Annotated in this window: 15 protein-coding genes; all 15 read left to right on the forward strand. The window is 30.6% G+C overall.

Translation table 11 applies throughout. The annotated features are described in order from the left end of the window. Positions 1-694 (forward strand): glucose-6-phosphate isomerase family protein (locus ACKI42_RS11315; protein WP_407405489.1); only part of this gene is annotated, 694 nt, incomplete at its 5' end. Between the two features lie 79 nt (positions 695-773). Continuing rightward, a complete protein-coding gene (locus ACKI42_RS11320; RefSeq protein WP_407405491.1) occupies positions 774-1,121 on the forward strand; it encodes a four helix bundle protein in 348 nt (115 codons plus the stop codon). 147 nt (positions 1,122-1,268) lie between these two features. Continuing rightward, on the forward strand, positions 1,269-2,408 hold the full coding sequence (gene wecB, locus ACKI42_RS11325) for a non-hydrolyzing UDP-N-acetylglucosamine 2-epimerase (protein WP_407405493.1): 1,140 nt from the start codon (positions 1,269-1,271) through the stop codon (positions 2,406-2,408). A 6-nt stretch (positions 2,409-2,414) separates the two neighbouring features. Next, positions 2,415-3,611: a glycosyltransferase family 4 protein gene (locus ACKI42_RS11330; RefSeq protein ID WP_407405495.1), complete on the forward strand. Its 1,197-nt coding sequence runs from the start codon at positions 2,415-2,417 to the stop codon at positions 3,609-3,611. Then, on the forward strand, positions 3,611-4,216 hold the full coding sequence (locus tag ACKI42_RS11335; RefSeq protein WP_407405497.1) for a sugar transferase: 606 nt from the start codon (positions 3,611-3,613) through the stop codon (positions 4,214-4,216). Before ACKI42_RS11330 ends, ACKI42_RS11335 begins: the two co-directional genes overlap by 1 nt. Before the next feature lie 4 nt (positions 4,217-4,220). Continuing rightward, positions 4,221-4,868, forward strand: a complete 648-nt coding sequence (locus tag ACKI42_RS11340) for an acetyltransferase (RefSeq protein WP_407405499.1) — start codon at positions 4,221-4,223, stop codon at positions 4,866-4,868. A gap of 10 nt (positions 4,869-4,878) precedes the next feature. After that, a complete protein-coding gene (locus ACKI42_RS11345) occupies positions 4,879-6,009 on the forward strand; it encodes an aminotransferase class I/II-fold pyridoxal phosphate-dependent enzyme (RefSeq protein ID WP_407405501.1) in 1,131 nt (376 codons plus the stop codon). Between the two features lie 113 nt (positions 6,010-6,122). Then, positions 6,123-6,710, forward strand: a complete 588-nt coding sequence (locus ACKI42_RS11350; RefSeq protein ID WP_407405503.1) for a sugar transferase — start codon at positions 6,123-6,125, stop codon at positions 6,708-6,710. A 16-nt stretch (positions 6,711-6,726) separates the two neighbouring features. Then, positions 6,727-7,362: a DUF3575 domain-containing protein gene (locus ACKI42_RS11355; RefSeq protein WP_407405505.1), complete on the forward strand. Its 636-nt coding sequence runs from the start codon at positions 6,727-6,729 to the stop codon at positions 7,360-7,362. A gap of 202 nt (positions 7,363-7,564) precedes the next feature. Then, positions 7,565-9,910 (forward strand): GumC family protein, encoded by a 2,346-nt coding sequence (locus ACKI42_RS11360; RefSeq protein ID WP_407405507.1) that lies wholly within the window; start codon positions 7,565-7,567, stop codon positions 9,908-9,910. Positions 9,911-9,913: 3 nt separating this feature from the next. Then, entirely contained in the window at positions 9,914-11,383 is a 1,470-nt protein-coding gene (locus ACKI42_RS11365) for a flippase (RefSeq protein WP_407405509.1), read from the forward strand. Then, a complete protein-coding gene (locus ACKI42_RS11370) occupies positions 11,380-12,543 on the forward strand; it encodes an EpsG family protein (RefSeq protein ID WP_407405511.1) in 1,164 nt (387 codons plus the stop codon). The genes ACKI42_RS11365 and ACKI42_RS11370 overlap by 4 nt, the downstream gene beginning before the upstream one ends. A gap of 12 nt (positions 12,544-12,555) precedes the next feature. Beyond that, the gene (locus ACKI42_RS11375; protein ID WP_407405513.1) at positions 12,556-13,407 is read left to right on the forward strand and encodes a hypothetical protein; all 852 of its coding nucleotides are present in this window, start codon (positions 12,556-12,558) and stop codon (positions 13,405-13,407) included. Positions 13,408-13,418: 11 nt separating this feature from the next. Further along, positions 13,419-14,327 (forward strand): hypothetical protein, encoded by a 909-nt coding sequence (locus ACKI42_RS11380; protein ID WP_407405515.1) that lies wholly within the window; start codon positions 13,419-13,421, stop codon positions 14,325-14,327. Next, positions 14,324-15,091, forward strand: a complete 768-nt coding sequence (locus tag ACKI42_RS11385) for a glycosyltransferase (RefSeq protein WP_407405517.1) — start codon at positions 14,324-14,326, stop codon at positions 15,089-15,091. Before ACKI42_RS11380 ends, ACKI42_RS11385 begins: the two co-directional genes overlap by 4 nt. Positions 15,092-15,111 lie beyond the last annotated feature (20 nt).

Consider the following 15,111-nt stretch of genomic DNA (forward strand, 5'->3'; position numbering starts at 1 on the left):
AATGCCTTTTTACAATTCGTTTATTGCTACTTTTTGTCACCAATTAACACATGGCGAAACACCTACTATCGCTACAGATGGTGAAGTGAAATTGATTTATGTTCAAGAATTAGTACAGGTGATTCTTGATGAAATTAAATCCGAAAAATCAAATCCAGCCTTGTTAATAGAACCTACAGCACATAAAAAAGTATCTGAAGTTTTAGAATTGTTAAATGATTATAAAGCAAAGTATTTTGACAATGGAGAAATTCCCGTTTTAAATTCGAAGTTTGAACATAATTTATTCAATACGTTTAGAACGTATATCGATCATAAAAACCATTTCCCAGTAAAATTCACACAACACACCGATCCACGTGGAGCCTTTGTTGAAGTCATTCGTTTAGGTATTGGTGGACAATGTTCATTCTCAACAACGGTAGCAGGAATCACTAGAGGAAATCATTACCATACCCGTAAAATCGAACGTTTTGCTGTAATCAAAGGAAAAGCCTTAATTCAATTACGCAAAATTGATACAGACGAAGTTTTAGATTTCTATTTAGATGGAACCGAACCTGCTTATGTAGATATGCCAATTTGGTACACACACAACATCAAAAACATCGGAGACGAAGATTTATATACAATTTTTTGGATTGACGAGCCTTTTAATCCAGAGGATGCGGATACATACTTTGAAGTAGTTTAGTTGATCAAGTAAAAAGAGGGAAGGTAAAAGTAAAAAGTAGGATGTAAAAAGATAAAAGTTTTAAGTGAAATTTTATAATATGAAAGAAAATGATTTACTGAAAAGAACTTTTGATTTTGGAGTCACAGTTATTAAATATCTTAGAACTTTACCAGATACCTCTGATTTAAAAATTATCAAATATCAGTTAGTAAAAGCAGTAACTTCAATTGGTGCTAATTATGAAGAAGCTCAGGCTGGTTCTTCTAAAGCAGATTTTATAAACAAAGTAAATATTGCTTTAAAAGAAGCTAGAGAAACAAATTATTGGCTACGTATGATTGAAGCTCTTGAAGATGAAAAGAGTGGACTTTTATTACTGATTAAAGAATCAAATGAATTAAAAAACATATTAGGGACAATCGTGAAAAATGCAAGAGAGAAATAATTTTTTTAAAGTCTTTTTTTAATTTTAACATTTTCCTTTTTCCTTTAAAAAATACTAGGAGCAATCGTGAAAAATGCAAGAGAGAAATAACTTTATTTATGAGTTTATTTTTTTCCTTTTTCCTTTTTCCTTTAACCTTATATAGTAATGCAAAAATTAAAAGTAATGACAGTCGTGGGTACACGACCAGAAATCATAAGATTATCAAGAGTATTAATGGCTTTAGACAACTCTGAAGCTATTGATCATATTATTGTTCATACAGGACAAAATTATGATTACGAACTAAATCAAATTTTCTTCGAGGATTTAGGTTTACGTAAACCAGATTATTTCTTAGAAGCGGCTGGTAAAACAGCTACTGAGACTGTTGGTAACATCTTAATTAAGATTGATCCATTATTAGAAGAATTAAAACCAGATGCGTTTTTAGTATTGGGTGACACCAATTCTTGTTTGTGTGCGATTCCTGCAAAAAAACGTCATATTCCAATTTTCCATATGGAAGCTGGAAATAGATGTTTTGATCAACGAGTTCCAGAAGAAACGAACCGTAAGATTGTGGATCATACTTCGGATATCAACTTAACATATTCGGATATCGCTCGTGAATATTTATTGCGTGAAGGTTTACCAGCAGACCGTATCATTAAAACAGGTTCGCCTATGTTTGAGGTATTACATCATTATTTACCACAAATTGAAGCTTCTAATGTCTTAGAGAAATTAGGTTTAGAAGAAGGTAAATTTTTTGTAGTATCATCGCATAGAGAAGAAAATATCAATTCGGAGAAAAATTTTAGAGGTTTAATGACTTCTTTAAATGCAATCGCTGAAAAGTACCAATATCCAATTATTGTTTCTACTCATCCTCGTACGCAAAACATGATTGATAAAATGCAAATAGAGATGCGTCCAGAGATTCAATTCTTAAAACCTCTAGGTTTCCACGATTATAATGCATTGCAAATGCATGCTTATGCATGTTTATCAGATTCAGGAACAATTTCCGAAGAATCATCAATCTTGAATTTTAGAGCATTAAATATCCGTCAGGCACACGAACGTCCAGAAGCAATGGAAGAAGCTTCAGTAATGATGGTTGGTCTTTCACCTGAACGTATTATGCAAGGTTTAACACAAGTGTTACAGCAAAAGGTGGGTGAAGATAGAAACTATCGTCCAGTAACTGATTACTCTATGCCCAATGTATCAGAAAAAGTGGTAAGAATTATTATTTCTTATACAGATTATATCAAGAGAACAGTTTGGTCTGAAGAAATATAAAGGAGTATGAATATTATTTTTCTAACACTTGCAGGAATTGATTCTGTTGAGGAACGTGGCATCTATCAAGATTTATTACGGAAATTTCGTAATGAAGGACATAATGTTACCATCGTATCTCCTGTTGAAAGAAGAAAAGGAATTTCGACCAATTTTAAGAAGAAAGAAGGAGTTTCAATTTTACAAGTGAAAACCTTCAATATCCAGAAAACCCATATTATAGAAAAAGGTATAGGGACTTTGGCTATTGAATATCAATATTTATCAGCCATAAAGAAGCATCTCGGTGATCAGAAATTCGATTTGGTATTATATTCTACACCTCCAATTACTTTTGCAAAAGTAATTGAGTTTATTAAAAAGCGTGATCAGGCTTATAGCTATCTACTTTTAAAGGATATTTTCCCCCAAAATGCGATTGATATGAAGATGCTTACAGAGGGTGGTTTTATACACAAACAATTTGTAAAGAAAGAGAAAAAATTATATCAAATTTCAGATACAATTGGTTGTATGTCGCCAGCCAATGTGAACTTCGTGCTAAAGCATAATCCAGAGGTAAATCCGCAAAAGTTAGAAGTGAATCCGAATACAATAGAACCTATTTCGTTCAACTATTCTTTTGAGGAAAAGAAAGCGGTAAGAGAAAAATACCAAGTACCAGCTGATAAAAAAGTGTTGGTTTATGGAGGGAATTTAGGTAAGCCTCAAGGTTTGGATTTTCTACTGGAAACGATTTTAGCAACGAATAAAGAGGATGTTTTTTTCTTAATTGTAGGCGATGGAACAGAGTTTTCAAAAATGCAGACTTGGTTCAATAACCATCAACCTAACAATGCGAAATTATTACAGAGACTTCCAAAAGAGGATTATGATAAGTTGCTAGCAGCTTGTGATATAGGTCTAATATTTTTGGATAAAAACTTTTTAATTCCGAATTTCCCATCTAGGTTGTTGTCTTATTTAGAAATGAAAATACCTGTTTTGGTAGCTACTGATATCCATACAGATATAGGTGATATAGTGGAGGAGAATCGTTGTGGATATAAAGTAATTGCGGGTGACCAAACACAAATGCAATATAATATCAATTTGTTGTTAAATTCAGATTTAAAGGAAATGGGACAATTTGCTGAAAAGTTGCTTCTTAGTAATTACACTGTTGAAAAATCATATCAATTAATCTTGAATAAACTAAAATAATGTACAAACACTTTTTTAAAAGATTTTTCGATTTTTTTATAGCATTATTAGGGCTAATCATATTATCACCTATTTTTATCGTGGTAACAATAGGCTTATATTTTGCAAATGATGGTAAACCCTTTTTCTTTCAGGCGAGACCTGGTTTGAATGAGAAGATATTCAAAATAATCAAGTTCAAAACCATGAATGATAAAAAAGATGCAAACGGGAATCTTCTATCAGATGCAGAAAGATTAACACCTATTGGTGCTTTTGTACGTAAAACGAGTTTAGATGAAATCCCGCAATTGATTAATATGCTAAAAGGCGATATGTCCTTAATAGGACCACGACCTTTATTGCCACAATATTTACCTTTGTACAATGAGCAACAAAAGCGCAGACATCTTGTAAGGCCAGGAATTACGGGTTGGGCACAAGTAAATGGACGAAATGCAATATCTTGGACCAAGAAATTTGAATTGGATGTTTGGTATGTAGATCATCTATCTCTGACAACTGATTTAAAAGTTTTTTTTACTACTTTTAAAAAAGTATTTAAAAGCGAAGGAATTTCACAAGAAGGACAAGCAACAACAGAGGCTTTTAATGGAAATAATTAAATAAATGAAAAATATTGCAATTTTTGGAGCTGGAGGGTTTGGAAGAGAAGTTAAAACAATTATTGATAAAATAAATTCTATCCATCCCAATACTTATAATTTTTTAGGATTCTATGATGATGGTTTTGAAAAAGATACACTCATCAATGGATACCCTGTTTTAGGAGGAATTACTGATATAAATAGTATAAAAGAAAGTATCTGTTTGCTGATTTCCATTGGTGACCCCAAAATAAAACATAAAATTATCTCGAAAATCTCAAATAAAAATGTAGAATTCCCAAGTATTATTCATCCTAACTCATCTATATCAAATGATGCCGTTAAAATGGGTAAAGGATGTATTATTTGTGAAGGGACGATAATTACTTGTAACATAGAAATAGGGGATTTTGTAATACTAAATCTGATGTGTACGGTAGGCCATGATACTATAATTGATAATTATTGTGCATTTATGCCTTCTGTTAATATTTCTGGGGAAGTACATATCTATTCATCTGTATATGTAGGCACTGGAGCTAAGATTATCAATTTATTAGAAATAGGCGAAAATACGATTGTTGGTGCAGGTGCAGTAGTGTCAAAATCATTACCTGCAAATTGTACTGCTGTTGGAATTCCTGCTAAACCAATTAAATTTCACAATTAATAATTATCATATGGATACAAAAATATGGTTATCATCTCCACACATGGGAGGTAACGAACTAAAATACATTCACGAAGCATTCGATGCAAATTGGGTAGCTCCATTAGGCCCAAATGTAGATGGTCTAGAAAAGGATTTAGAAAGTTTCTTGAATACTGATGTTAAAGTAGCGGTACTTTCTGCGGGTACTGCAGCTTTGCATTTAGCTTTAATTGAGTGCGGAGTAGTACATGGTGACGAAGTTATTTGCCAATCGATGACGTTTTCAGCTTCAGCAAATCCAATTGCTTACTGTGGGGCAACTCCTGTATTTATTGACTCTGAAAACGAGACATGGAATATGTGTCCAATTGCATTAAAAGAGGCTATTGTAGATCGAATTTCTAAAGGTAAAAAGCCTAAGGCAATTATTGTAGTGCATCTTTACGGTATGCCTGCTAAAATGGATGAGATTACCAAAATAGCTGAAGAATTTGATATTCCTGTGATAGAAGATGCAGCGGAAGCATTAGGATCTACTTACAAAGGGAAAGCTTGTGGTACCTTCGGGCGCTTTGGGATTTTATCATTTAACGGTAACAAAATTATTACCACTTCTGGTGGTGGAGCATTAGTTTGCCGTAACCAAGAAGATAAGGATAAAGCTGTATTTCTGGCTACCCAAGCTAGAGATAATGCTCCTCACTATCAGCATTCGCATATTGGTTTCAATTACCGTATGAGTAATATCTCTGCAGGAATTGGTCGTGGGCAGATGGAGGTTTTACGAGATAGAGTAGAGGCTCGTAGAAAAATGCACGATTTTTACGTAAATCTATTTAAAGATATTGATGGCATAGAGGTATTCTCTGAGCCAACATCAGATTTTTATGCTAACCATTGGTTATCAGCAATTGTTGTAGACGAAAAAATAACAGGTAAATCCAGAGAAGATTTGCGTTTGGCATTTTTAGACCAAAACATAGAATCCAGACCTTTGTGGAAACCAATGCACTTACAACCTGTTTTTGAAACTTCACCTTACTATGGGACTAAAATATCAGAAACATTATTCGATAATGGATTGTGCTTACCTTCTGGATCTAATCTTTCTGAGGAGGATAGAGCAAGAATTAGCAAAGTAGTAAAAGATTTATTTTAAAAGATTAATTTAATAATTATAAAAAGCACCTTATCTTCGGATGAGGTGCTTTTTTTATAAAAACAGTTAGATAGAATTTCTAGATTTATTATTTTTATTAAATTGTTATATTTGTGAGGAATACAACACAAGTGAAAAAATATCCCCTTTGGAAAGCGATTTTAGACTACGGTATTACGATTCCATTAGTCTTTATTCTTACTCCTTTTTTAATTGTTTTAATTATTATTTCTGCAATCGATACTCAATCTTCTGGCATTTTTACGCAAAGTAGAATTGGCAGATTTGGTGAAAAATTTACCATTTACAAATTACAGACTTTTCATAGTGTGAAAGGGACAAAATCTAGTTTGGGTCAGTTTTTAAGAGATAAAAAATTAGACGAATTACCTCAACTTTTTAATATTCTAAAAGGTGATATGTCTCTAGTAGGTCCAAGACCGGATATTGAAGGATATTATGATTGTTTAGAAGGAGAGGATAAGGTGGTACTTCTACTAAAACCAGGAATTACCTGTGAAGCAAGCATCTTATATAGAAATGAAGAATATCTATTAAGCCGACAAGAAGATCCTTTGCAATACAATGATGAGGTTCTGTTTCCAAAAAAAGTGAAGCTAAATAAGGATTATTTTCACAATCAATCGTTAAAAAATGATCTAGGTATCCTTTTTCAAACTATATTTACTGTTTTAAAATAATCCTTGCATACAGAATATGAAGCAGACAATTGTAGCCGTTCACAAAGCTCATTTATTTTTTATCCTACTATTATCCACAAACTTGTTGGCACAGACAGATATAAAAATAAATACTCCATTTGTACCTTTAGGAATTATTAATATCGCCGCTGAGAAATCAGTGTCAAAACATATTTCAATTCAAGCTGAAGCATTTGTTTCACCATGGGAATCTTTTGGAGGTAAGAATCTTCAGATCTATATGGGAACGTTGGAAGGAAGGTATTATTTTAAAGAGATGATGCACGGTTGGTATGTAGGAGCGTATGGCTCTATTGCTGCTTTTAATTTACAAAAATGGAATTATTATTCTCCGCAGCCTGTATTTGATAATGAGGGGAACACTGAACTGTTAGCAGATGGAACTGTAAGATTGACTGAAAGATATCAAAAGGGCTTGGCTTTTATATTTGGGGTAAGCGGAGGTTATCATTTCAAGATCAACGATCATTTAGGATTGGATGCTTATATGGGAGTTGGAACTACACAATCCATCTACAAAGGTTATATGAAGGATAATAACCAGCGATATGATGGTGCTGAAAAATGGAATAGAAGCGGAGAGTTAATTCCCACAAGAGGAGGATTAATGATTACTTACCGCCTAAAATAATTTCTATTACTCAAATATGCTAATAGCGGTCTACTTAATTAATATCATTATTATATTAGAAGATATATATCATTTCGATTAGTGTTTATAAGGTATTACCGCCTTTTTTTCTTATAAGTTGATAAATATTCGATATATTTGTCTCTTTGTATTTTATTAAATAATAAGAACATTTGTTTCTTCCAAAAGTTATAGTATCAGTATGTCTAAAGCAGTCAATAAGGAAATAAGTATCAGCGAAATTTTAAAACCTTATTTATCCAAATGGTGGTGGTTTTTACTAAGTGTTTTTATCATGTTGGTATTAGGTGTTCTTTATATTAAAAAAGTAGCTCCTGTATACAAAATACAAACATCAGTTCTTATAAAGGATGCAAAAAAAATGTCTTCTGCATCTGGGGATTTTGGAATTTTGCAAAGTTTAGGTGGCTTTAGTGGGATGGGAACAAATAGTGTAGAAAACGAATTGAAGATATTCGAATCTAAAACCATCGTAGAGGATGTGTTGAAAATGCACAACTTTCAAACTCCCGTTTATGCAAAACAATCATTATTCGATTTAGAATTGTATGGAACCACAAGTCCATATAGAATTACCGTAATTTCTGAAAAAGAGAATGTGGAAATGCCTAAATATCAAATTGATATAAAAAGTAATGGTAATAAAATAATTCTTTCTTCAAATGAGTGGAAAAATGATATTATTTCAGAATTTAATAAAACAATCAGTTTACCTTTCGCAAATATTATTGTACAAAAAAACACTAGCTTCAAATCTCCGTACAAAGTAAAAATGGAGAATGTTTTTTTTAGATATACCAGTTTTGAAAAAAATGTTGAGGATTTTCAAGAAGCTTTAGAGGTAGAATTATTAGATAAAGACGGTACTATTATAGGATTATCTGTAAATATTGAAAATAGGGAGAAAGCTAAAGATTTTTTGAATGATATTGTAAGACAGTATAATATATATTCTGTGAACGATAAAAATATAGAATCTAAAAAAACTAAAGATTTTATTGATGAAAGAATAAACTTGATATCTAAAGAGCTAGGAGATGTAGAGACAAGTAAAGAAAATTACAAATCTGGTAACAATATAGTAGATCTTGCCACTGAAGCCAAAATTAGCTTGCAAATGAAAGAACAAAGCAAAGCAAAAATTTTGGATATAGAAACGCAACTAGAACTTAATAGAATTTTAGCTGGTACACTTAATAGAAAAAATTTGAGTGATGTATTACCTGTAAATATTGGTTTGGATAGTGAAGCTGCCATAAAGACCATAGAAAATTATAATGCGTTAGTTTTACAAAGAAACAAATTATTATTAAATGCAACTCCGGATAACCCCTTAGTAAAAGAAGTAGACAAACAAATTGAAGAAATAAAATCTTCGCTATCAGAGTCTTTACAGAAAAATACAACCTCTCTAGAACTTACTAAAAATAAGATATCTGGGCAGCTAATTTCTTCGAAAGAGGAAATAAGTAAAATCCCGAGGCAAGAAAAATTATTCAGAAGCTTAGAAAGACAACAGCAAATAAAGGAAAATCTTTACCTATTACTTCTACAAAAAAGGGAAGAGGCGGCAATCTCTATGGAAATTACCTCCGAAAAAGCAAGAGTTATAGACAAAGCTTATGTAAATAAAAAGATGGTTGCACCCAAAAAACCTATGATTGTTTTGGTATCATTTGTTTTAGGTTTATTAATACCATTTATTTATATCTACATTAAAGAATTACTGAATAATAAAATAATAACAAGAAAAGATATAGAAGGACTTTCTGAAATTCCTGTAATAGGAGAGATACCAAAATTATCTAGAGGCGCAAGCGAATTGATTACATTGTCTGATGTTTCACCACTAGCAGAAGCATTTAGAATATTGGCAACAAATCTAAAATACATTATACCAAAAGTAGATTCTGCTAAAAAGATAATGGTGACATCATCAGTAAAAGGAGAAGGAAAGACATTTGTATCAGTCAATTTATCATTAGTATTAGCTTCATCAGGTAATAAAGTTTTGGTAATTGGATCGGATATTAGAAATCCACAGTTACAACGTTATAATCTAGAAATGAAAAAGGCGACCGGTCTTACCGAATATTTATATGGTGAGGTGTCTGATGCAAGCGCAATTAAACACCCAAGCGGGCTTCATCCAAACTGCGACTTCATTTATTCTGGAGCAATACCACCAAATCCTGCAGATTTATTAGAAAACGGAAAATACCAAGAATTAATTTCAAGCCTAGAAAATTCTTACGATTTTATTATACTAGATACAGCTCCAATGATGTTGGTTACAGATTCATTGCTTATTTCTAATATTGTAGATGCTACAGTTTATATCACAAGATCAGAATATTCTGAAAATGATTATATACATTTTGCAAATCAGTTATCGGAAACCAAGAAAATAAAGAATGTAATTTTTGTGCTTAACGATTTGAATAAAATAAATTTTGGGTATGGAAATACCTATGGCTATGGATATACTGCAACTAAGAAAAGTTTTTTTAAAAAAATATTTTCCTAGATCATGAAGTTTATTTTTAGATATGATAAAAATAATCTAAAGATTAATTATTTTTTAAATATTATTAGACTACTATCTGCAGCCTTAGTTTATCTTATTACAACACCTTATATCAATCGTATTCTAGGAGTGTATTATGTAGGAAAGGTAGAATATGTAAATACAATAATTAATTATTTTCTATTATTTTCTGCATTGGGTATACCAATGTATGCGATAAGAGAAATTGCAAAATGTAAAAATGACGAGAAAAAGAGGGCTAAGGTAGTTTTAGAAATGCTCATTATTCTTGCAATTACTACAATTGTTTCATATATACTTTTATTTCTACTGATATTTAATCTAGGATCTTTTACAGATTATAGACCTTTATTGGTAATAATGAGCATTATGGTTCTACTTACCAATATTGGATGCGAGTGGTATTTTCAGGGTATAGAAGAACATTTATATATTACCATTAGACAATTGACAGTAAGGTTCGTAGGTGTTTTTTTAGTGTACTTTTGTATAGAACACAAGTCGGATTATGAATTATATGCTTGGTTTTTGGTCATTATTTCTTGTGGTGCCAATTTCCTAAATTTTTATTTGGTTCTGAAACTATTATTTAAGAATAATATAAGTTCACTCATCAAGAGTGTACAGATAAAACATCACATCAAGCCAATCCTTACTATTTTTGTAGCCACAATTTCTGTAAATATCTACCTGCAACTAGACTATTTATTATTGGGTATCTTAACTTCTGATGAATATATAGGATATTACTCTGTAGCCAATAAGCTTATAAGGTTTGTTATTAGTTTTATAACTATTATTGGTGTGGTATCTTTACCTAGACTCACGCATTATTTTCATACAAGCAAGTCCGATTATTTTATTTTAATAAAAAAAATATTTAATTATCTGATCATTATATCTCTGCCTATTAGCATCATGTTTTTTACGTATTCCGAATTTTTAATAGATTGTATAGGAGGAAAAGATTATAGTGAAGCCATTCTTACTATGAAAATTTTATCCCCTCTTTGCATAGTCGTAAGTATAGCTTATATTCTTGGTTTTTTAGTTTTATATCCTCAGAATAAAGAAAAAGTGTATACTTATGCTGTGTTAATTTCTGCTATACTAAGTCTACTATTTAATTATTATGCAATTTTGAATTTTCAGCAAAATGGTGCAGCTGTCATAGGTGTTTTAGCAGAGATAATCGCAGTAGTTATCATGTTTTGGTATATATCTAAAAATAAATTAATTCCAAAATTATTAGACTTTAACTTATTCAAAATTGTACTATGTGGAGTAGCAATGTTGATATTTTCAAATTTGTTATTACATTTCGTAAATAATTTTTGGTTTACACTGTTGCTTATAGTGGTATCGTATGTTGTTTATGCAGCATTACTATTTATATCAAAAGAAAAAGAAGTTAGAGAATTGTATAATGTATTGAAAAATAAAATGTCATGATCTATTTGCTAATTGCTATATTGATATTAGTTGCTGTATTACATTTCGAGGTACTAAATCGTGAGAAGGGTAAGATATTTTATATGTTTTTGCTCTATATTGTATTTGTTCTTTTATATGGTTTTAGATTCAGGATTGGAGGAGACTCCTTATCTTACGAAGAAAGTTATCCATTTATGCCAACCTTCAAAGATATTACAAGATACGGTTTGTATTATCGTGAATATTTGTATGCCTTTCAACCCTTGTGGCTGATTCTTATTGCGATAGCAAAATCTATAGGAAAAGAATTTTATTATTTTCAGTTTCTACATGCCATTATTATCAATGGCATTATCATGGTATATTTGATGAAGTATAGCAGTAAGCCCTTCTCTGTTCTGTTCTTACTGTATATATTGCACTATTATTTTTATTTAACGATAGAAATAGAGCGAGAAATTTTGGCGGTAGGAGTATTTTTGTTTAATATAAAAAATTTGGTAAATAGAAAGTGGTTACCCTATTATTTACTTTGCTTTTTATCCTTTTTGTTTCATATATCTGCAATTATATTATTTCTTCTACCACTGCTAGTTATTTTTAAAATATCATACAAGAATATGATAATAATAATGATTGCTTGTAGTCCGTTAATTTTCTTAAAAGAATTTTTCCTTACGCTAATAAAGCCACTATTATTTATGGAGCTGATGGAAAAAAAAGTAGAACATTACAACGAAATTGAATTTAGTATATTAGGTATTTTACTAAACTATTTTACTAGAGTTTTATGCATTATTCCTTTGTATTATTACTATTATAAAAAAGAAAATTCTGAAGACAAAATGTGGCTCTTTAATGGTATTCTTATTATATCTGTACTATGTCTTGGTTTAGTAGGTTTTGAAAGATTTTTGAATTATCTAATTATTCCTTATGTTTGCCTATTTGTAGAATTTATCTACTCTATAAAATTCGAAAAAAATAAAATCTTCGTTTATTCTATGGTTGGATTATTATCTTTTATCAATATAGGTTCTAATATTCCGGTAAGACTGCTGACAAAAAATAGCAAAGGAACTCCATACTATAGTTTGTTTTTTCCTTATGTAACCATATTTGAAAAGAAGATAATCTATGACAGAGAAAAATATATGATAGAAAATTGGTCAGAATAAGTATTAGAAAAAATGAAAGTAAATGTAGAAGAAATTTTATTCGTTATTGTTCTATATAAAGAAAAATTGGCGGATAGTCAAAGTTTTAAAACTATTACCAATTCTATCAGAAGTTTAGGATTAGATAATAAAAAAGTTACCTTATATGTACATGATAACAGTCCTGAGGCTCAGAGTCTTGATAAGGATTATGTATGGGAATTTGTGTACCATAGCGATATCTCAAACTCAGGACTAAGTATTGCCTACAATAACGCTGCATTGTTTGGTGAAAAAGGAGATTACAAATACATTTTCTTACTAGACCAGGATACTACATTCCCAGAAGATACTATTTCTACATATATAGATGCAATAAATCTACATACTGATATTAGTCTATTTGTGCCAATATTAAAAATTGCTGATGGAAGAATTATGTCACCATTCAGATGGTCTATGAAATGGGGTAAATTTTTAGATGAAGTTCATCCAGGAATTTATTCACTAGATGATACTGGTCCTGTTAATAGTGGATTATGTGTGCAATTATCTGAGTTTTGGAAAGTAGGAGGATACAATGAAAAAGTGAAAGTAGATGGTGCAGATACTCAATTTATAGAAAGATTCAAGAGGCACAATAACAAATATTTGGTTTTAGATGTACTAGGATTTCAGGATTTTTCTATTTTTGAAAAGGATATCAAAAAACTAACTACAAGATTTGATATCTTCTTAAAAGATGTTGATCATTTTGAGATGATTGATTCTTTCGATAGACCCCTATTTTTTATATTAAAAATAAAAAGAACATTGAGACTTACCTATGATATTAAGAAAATGGTTTTTATTAAAATGTTTCTGAAAAATGTTTTTCACGTATAAAACTTTGTTGCATGAGTAGATCTACATTTAGGTTTTATTTATTAATTTTTGTGGAGCTACTTTTTTTTCCTTTATTATACTTGTATCATTTTGGTTTAAATTTTTTTTCATCAAAAAGTTATTCAAGTAATGATAAAAAAAGAAAACCAATAGAACAAGATACTATATATGTTAATATACATGAATGGGGCGGTTATCTTGGGAAAAGAGAAAAAAACGTAAGTATTATTAAACCATTTACATGTGGATTATCTTACCAAATTGAACGTTTTCATAATGAAAAACGGGAGCTATCCATTGATCTTTCGGTTACCATTTCAGATCCTCAGTTGTATCAAGATTTAGATTCTATTAGAGAAGATGTAAATCAGATACATGAAGTGAATAATATTGGAATGGACTTTTCTGGTTATTCATATTTTTTTGAGAATATTAAAGACAAGAAAAATGCATATATAATTCTTACTAATACTTCTGTAAATGCTCAGCAAGAACTTTTTCTAAAGAGTCATATCAACTATATGGAGAATCATCCAGAAGTAGGGATGCTAGGAGTGTCTTATTGTAGTAAAGTGATACAAACATTTATAAGAAACAATTTTACTCCTCACCTCCAAAGTTTTTATGTACTTACAACCATTGATGTATTGAAAGAGGTTGTAAAAATAAATGGAGGTTTTCCTGGGGAAAATATAGATCATAAGCTATTACTTATTAGAAAGGGTGAAATAAATCTGTCCTCAAAAGTTTTAGATCTGGGATACAAAATGGCTATTGTCTTGGAAGATGGCAACGTATATTCTTTTTCTAAAAACAGCTATCTAGATAATGCTTATAACGCTTGGGAACTTCCTTTAGGGGATATAAGATTACAAAATAAGGTTCCAAACAGAATTAATCCCATATTACAAAAATCATGAAAATTACAGGCTGTATAGTTCTATACCAAAATAATAGGGAAATGTTGACCCAAGCAATTGATAGCTTTCTGTCAACAGATTTTGATGTTACCTTATACTTAGTAGATAATTCACCAGATAATTCACTTCAATCTATATCTATAGATACTAGAGTTGTTTATATTTTTAATAATAAAAATTTAGGTTTTGGTAAGGCTCATAATATTGCTATAAAACTGAGTTTAGAACAAAATTCAGAATATCATGTTGTTTTGAATCCTGATATCTATTATGATCAAAAAGAGTTCAACAAAATGATATCTTTCCTTACTGAAAATCCAAAAATTGGGCATCTGATGCCAAAAGTAGTTTATCCAGAAGGAGAAATTCAATATTTGTGCAAAAGAAACCCAACACCTTTCAATTTGTTCTCGAGACGATTTTTACCAAGTTCTATCCAAAAATTTTTTAAAACTAGTATGGATAGATATGAATACAAGGATCACGATTATAACGAAATTATTTACAATGTTCCTTATTTGTCTGGTTGCTTTATGCTTTTTAGGAGTTCTGTATTGAAAAAAGTAGGAGGATTTGATGAGAAAATTTTTATGTATATTGAGGACGCAGATATTACAAGAAGATTTTTGCAAATTTCGGAGACCGTATATTATCCAAAATCAGTAATTTCGCACCATTATGGAAAGGGATCTTACAAGAAAATAAAACTAATGATGTATAATATACATGGTGCTATGGTGTATTTCAAAAAATGGGGATGGTAAATTCATATTACACAAAACAA

The sequence above is a fragment of the Chryseobacterium sp. genome (genome assembly GCF_045629545.1).
Lineage (GTDB): Bacteria > Bacteroidota > Bacteroidia > Flavobacteriales > Weeksellaceae > Chryseobacterium.

What these genes read in the sequence shown, in the direction of transcription:
- ACKI42_RS11335 (WP_407405497.1), top strand. Translation starts at nt 3,611, where the DNA reads ATGTACAAACACTTTTTTAAAAGATTTTTCGATTTTTTTATAGCATTA.
- ACKI42_RS11380 (WP_407405515.1), top strand. Translation starts at nt 13,419, where the DNA reads ATGAGTAGATCTACATTTAGGTTTTATTTATTAATTTTTGTGGAGCTA.
- ACKI42_RS11375 (WP_407405513.1), top strand. Translation starts at nt 12,556, where the DNA reads ATGAAAGTAAATGTAGAAGAAATTTTATTCGTTATTGTTCTATATAAA.
- ACKI42_RS11365 (WP_407405509.1), top strand. Translation starts at nt 9,914, where the DNA reads ATGAAGTTTATTTTTAGATATGATAAAAATAATCTAAAGATTAATTAT.
- ACKI42_RS11355 (WP_407405505.1), top strand. Translation starts at nt 6,727, where the DNA reads ATGAAGCAGACAATTGTAGCCGTTCACAAAGCTCATTTATTTTTTATC.
- ACKI42_RS11385 (WP_407405517.1), top strand. Translation starts at nt 14,324, where the DNA reads ATGAAAATTACAGGCTGTATAGTTCTATACCAAAATAATAGGGAAATG.
- ACKI42_RS11330 (WP_407405495.1), top strand. Translation starts at nt 2,415, where the DNA reads ATGAATATTATTTTTCTAACACTTGCAGGAATTGATTCTGTTGAGGAA.
- ACKI42_RS11345 (WP_407405501.1), top strand. Translation starts at nt 4,879, where the DNA reads ATGGATACAAAAATATGGTTATCATCTCCACACATGGGAGGTAACGAA.
- ACKI42_RS11370 (WP_407405511.1), top strand. Translation starts at nt 11,380, where the DNA reads ATGATCTATTTGCTAATTGCTATATTGATATTAGTTGCTGTATTACAT.
- ACKI42_RS11320 (WP_407405491.1), top strand. Translation starts at nt 774, where the DNA reads ATGAAAGAAAATGATTTACTGAAAAGAACTTTTGATTTTGGAGTCACA.
- ACKI42_RS11360 (WP_407405507.1), top strand. Translation starts at nt 7,565, where the DNA reads ATGTCTAAAGCAGTCAATAAGGAAATAAGTATCAGCGAAATTTTAAAA.
- wecB (WP_407405493.1), top strand. Translation starts at nt 1,269, where the DNA reads ATGCAAAAATTAAAAGTAATGACAGTCGTGGGTACACGACCAGAAATC.
- ACKI42_RS11340 (WP_407405499.1), top strand. Translation starts at nt 4,221, where the DNA reads ATGAAAAATATTGCAATTTTTGGAGCTGGAGGGTTTGGAAGAGAAGTT.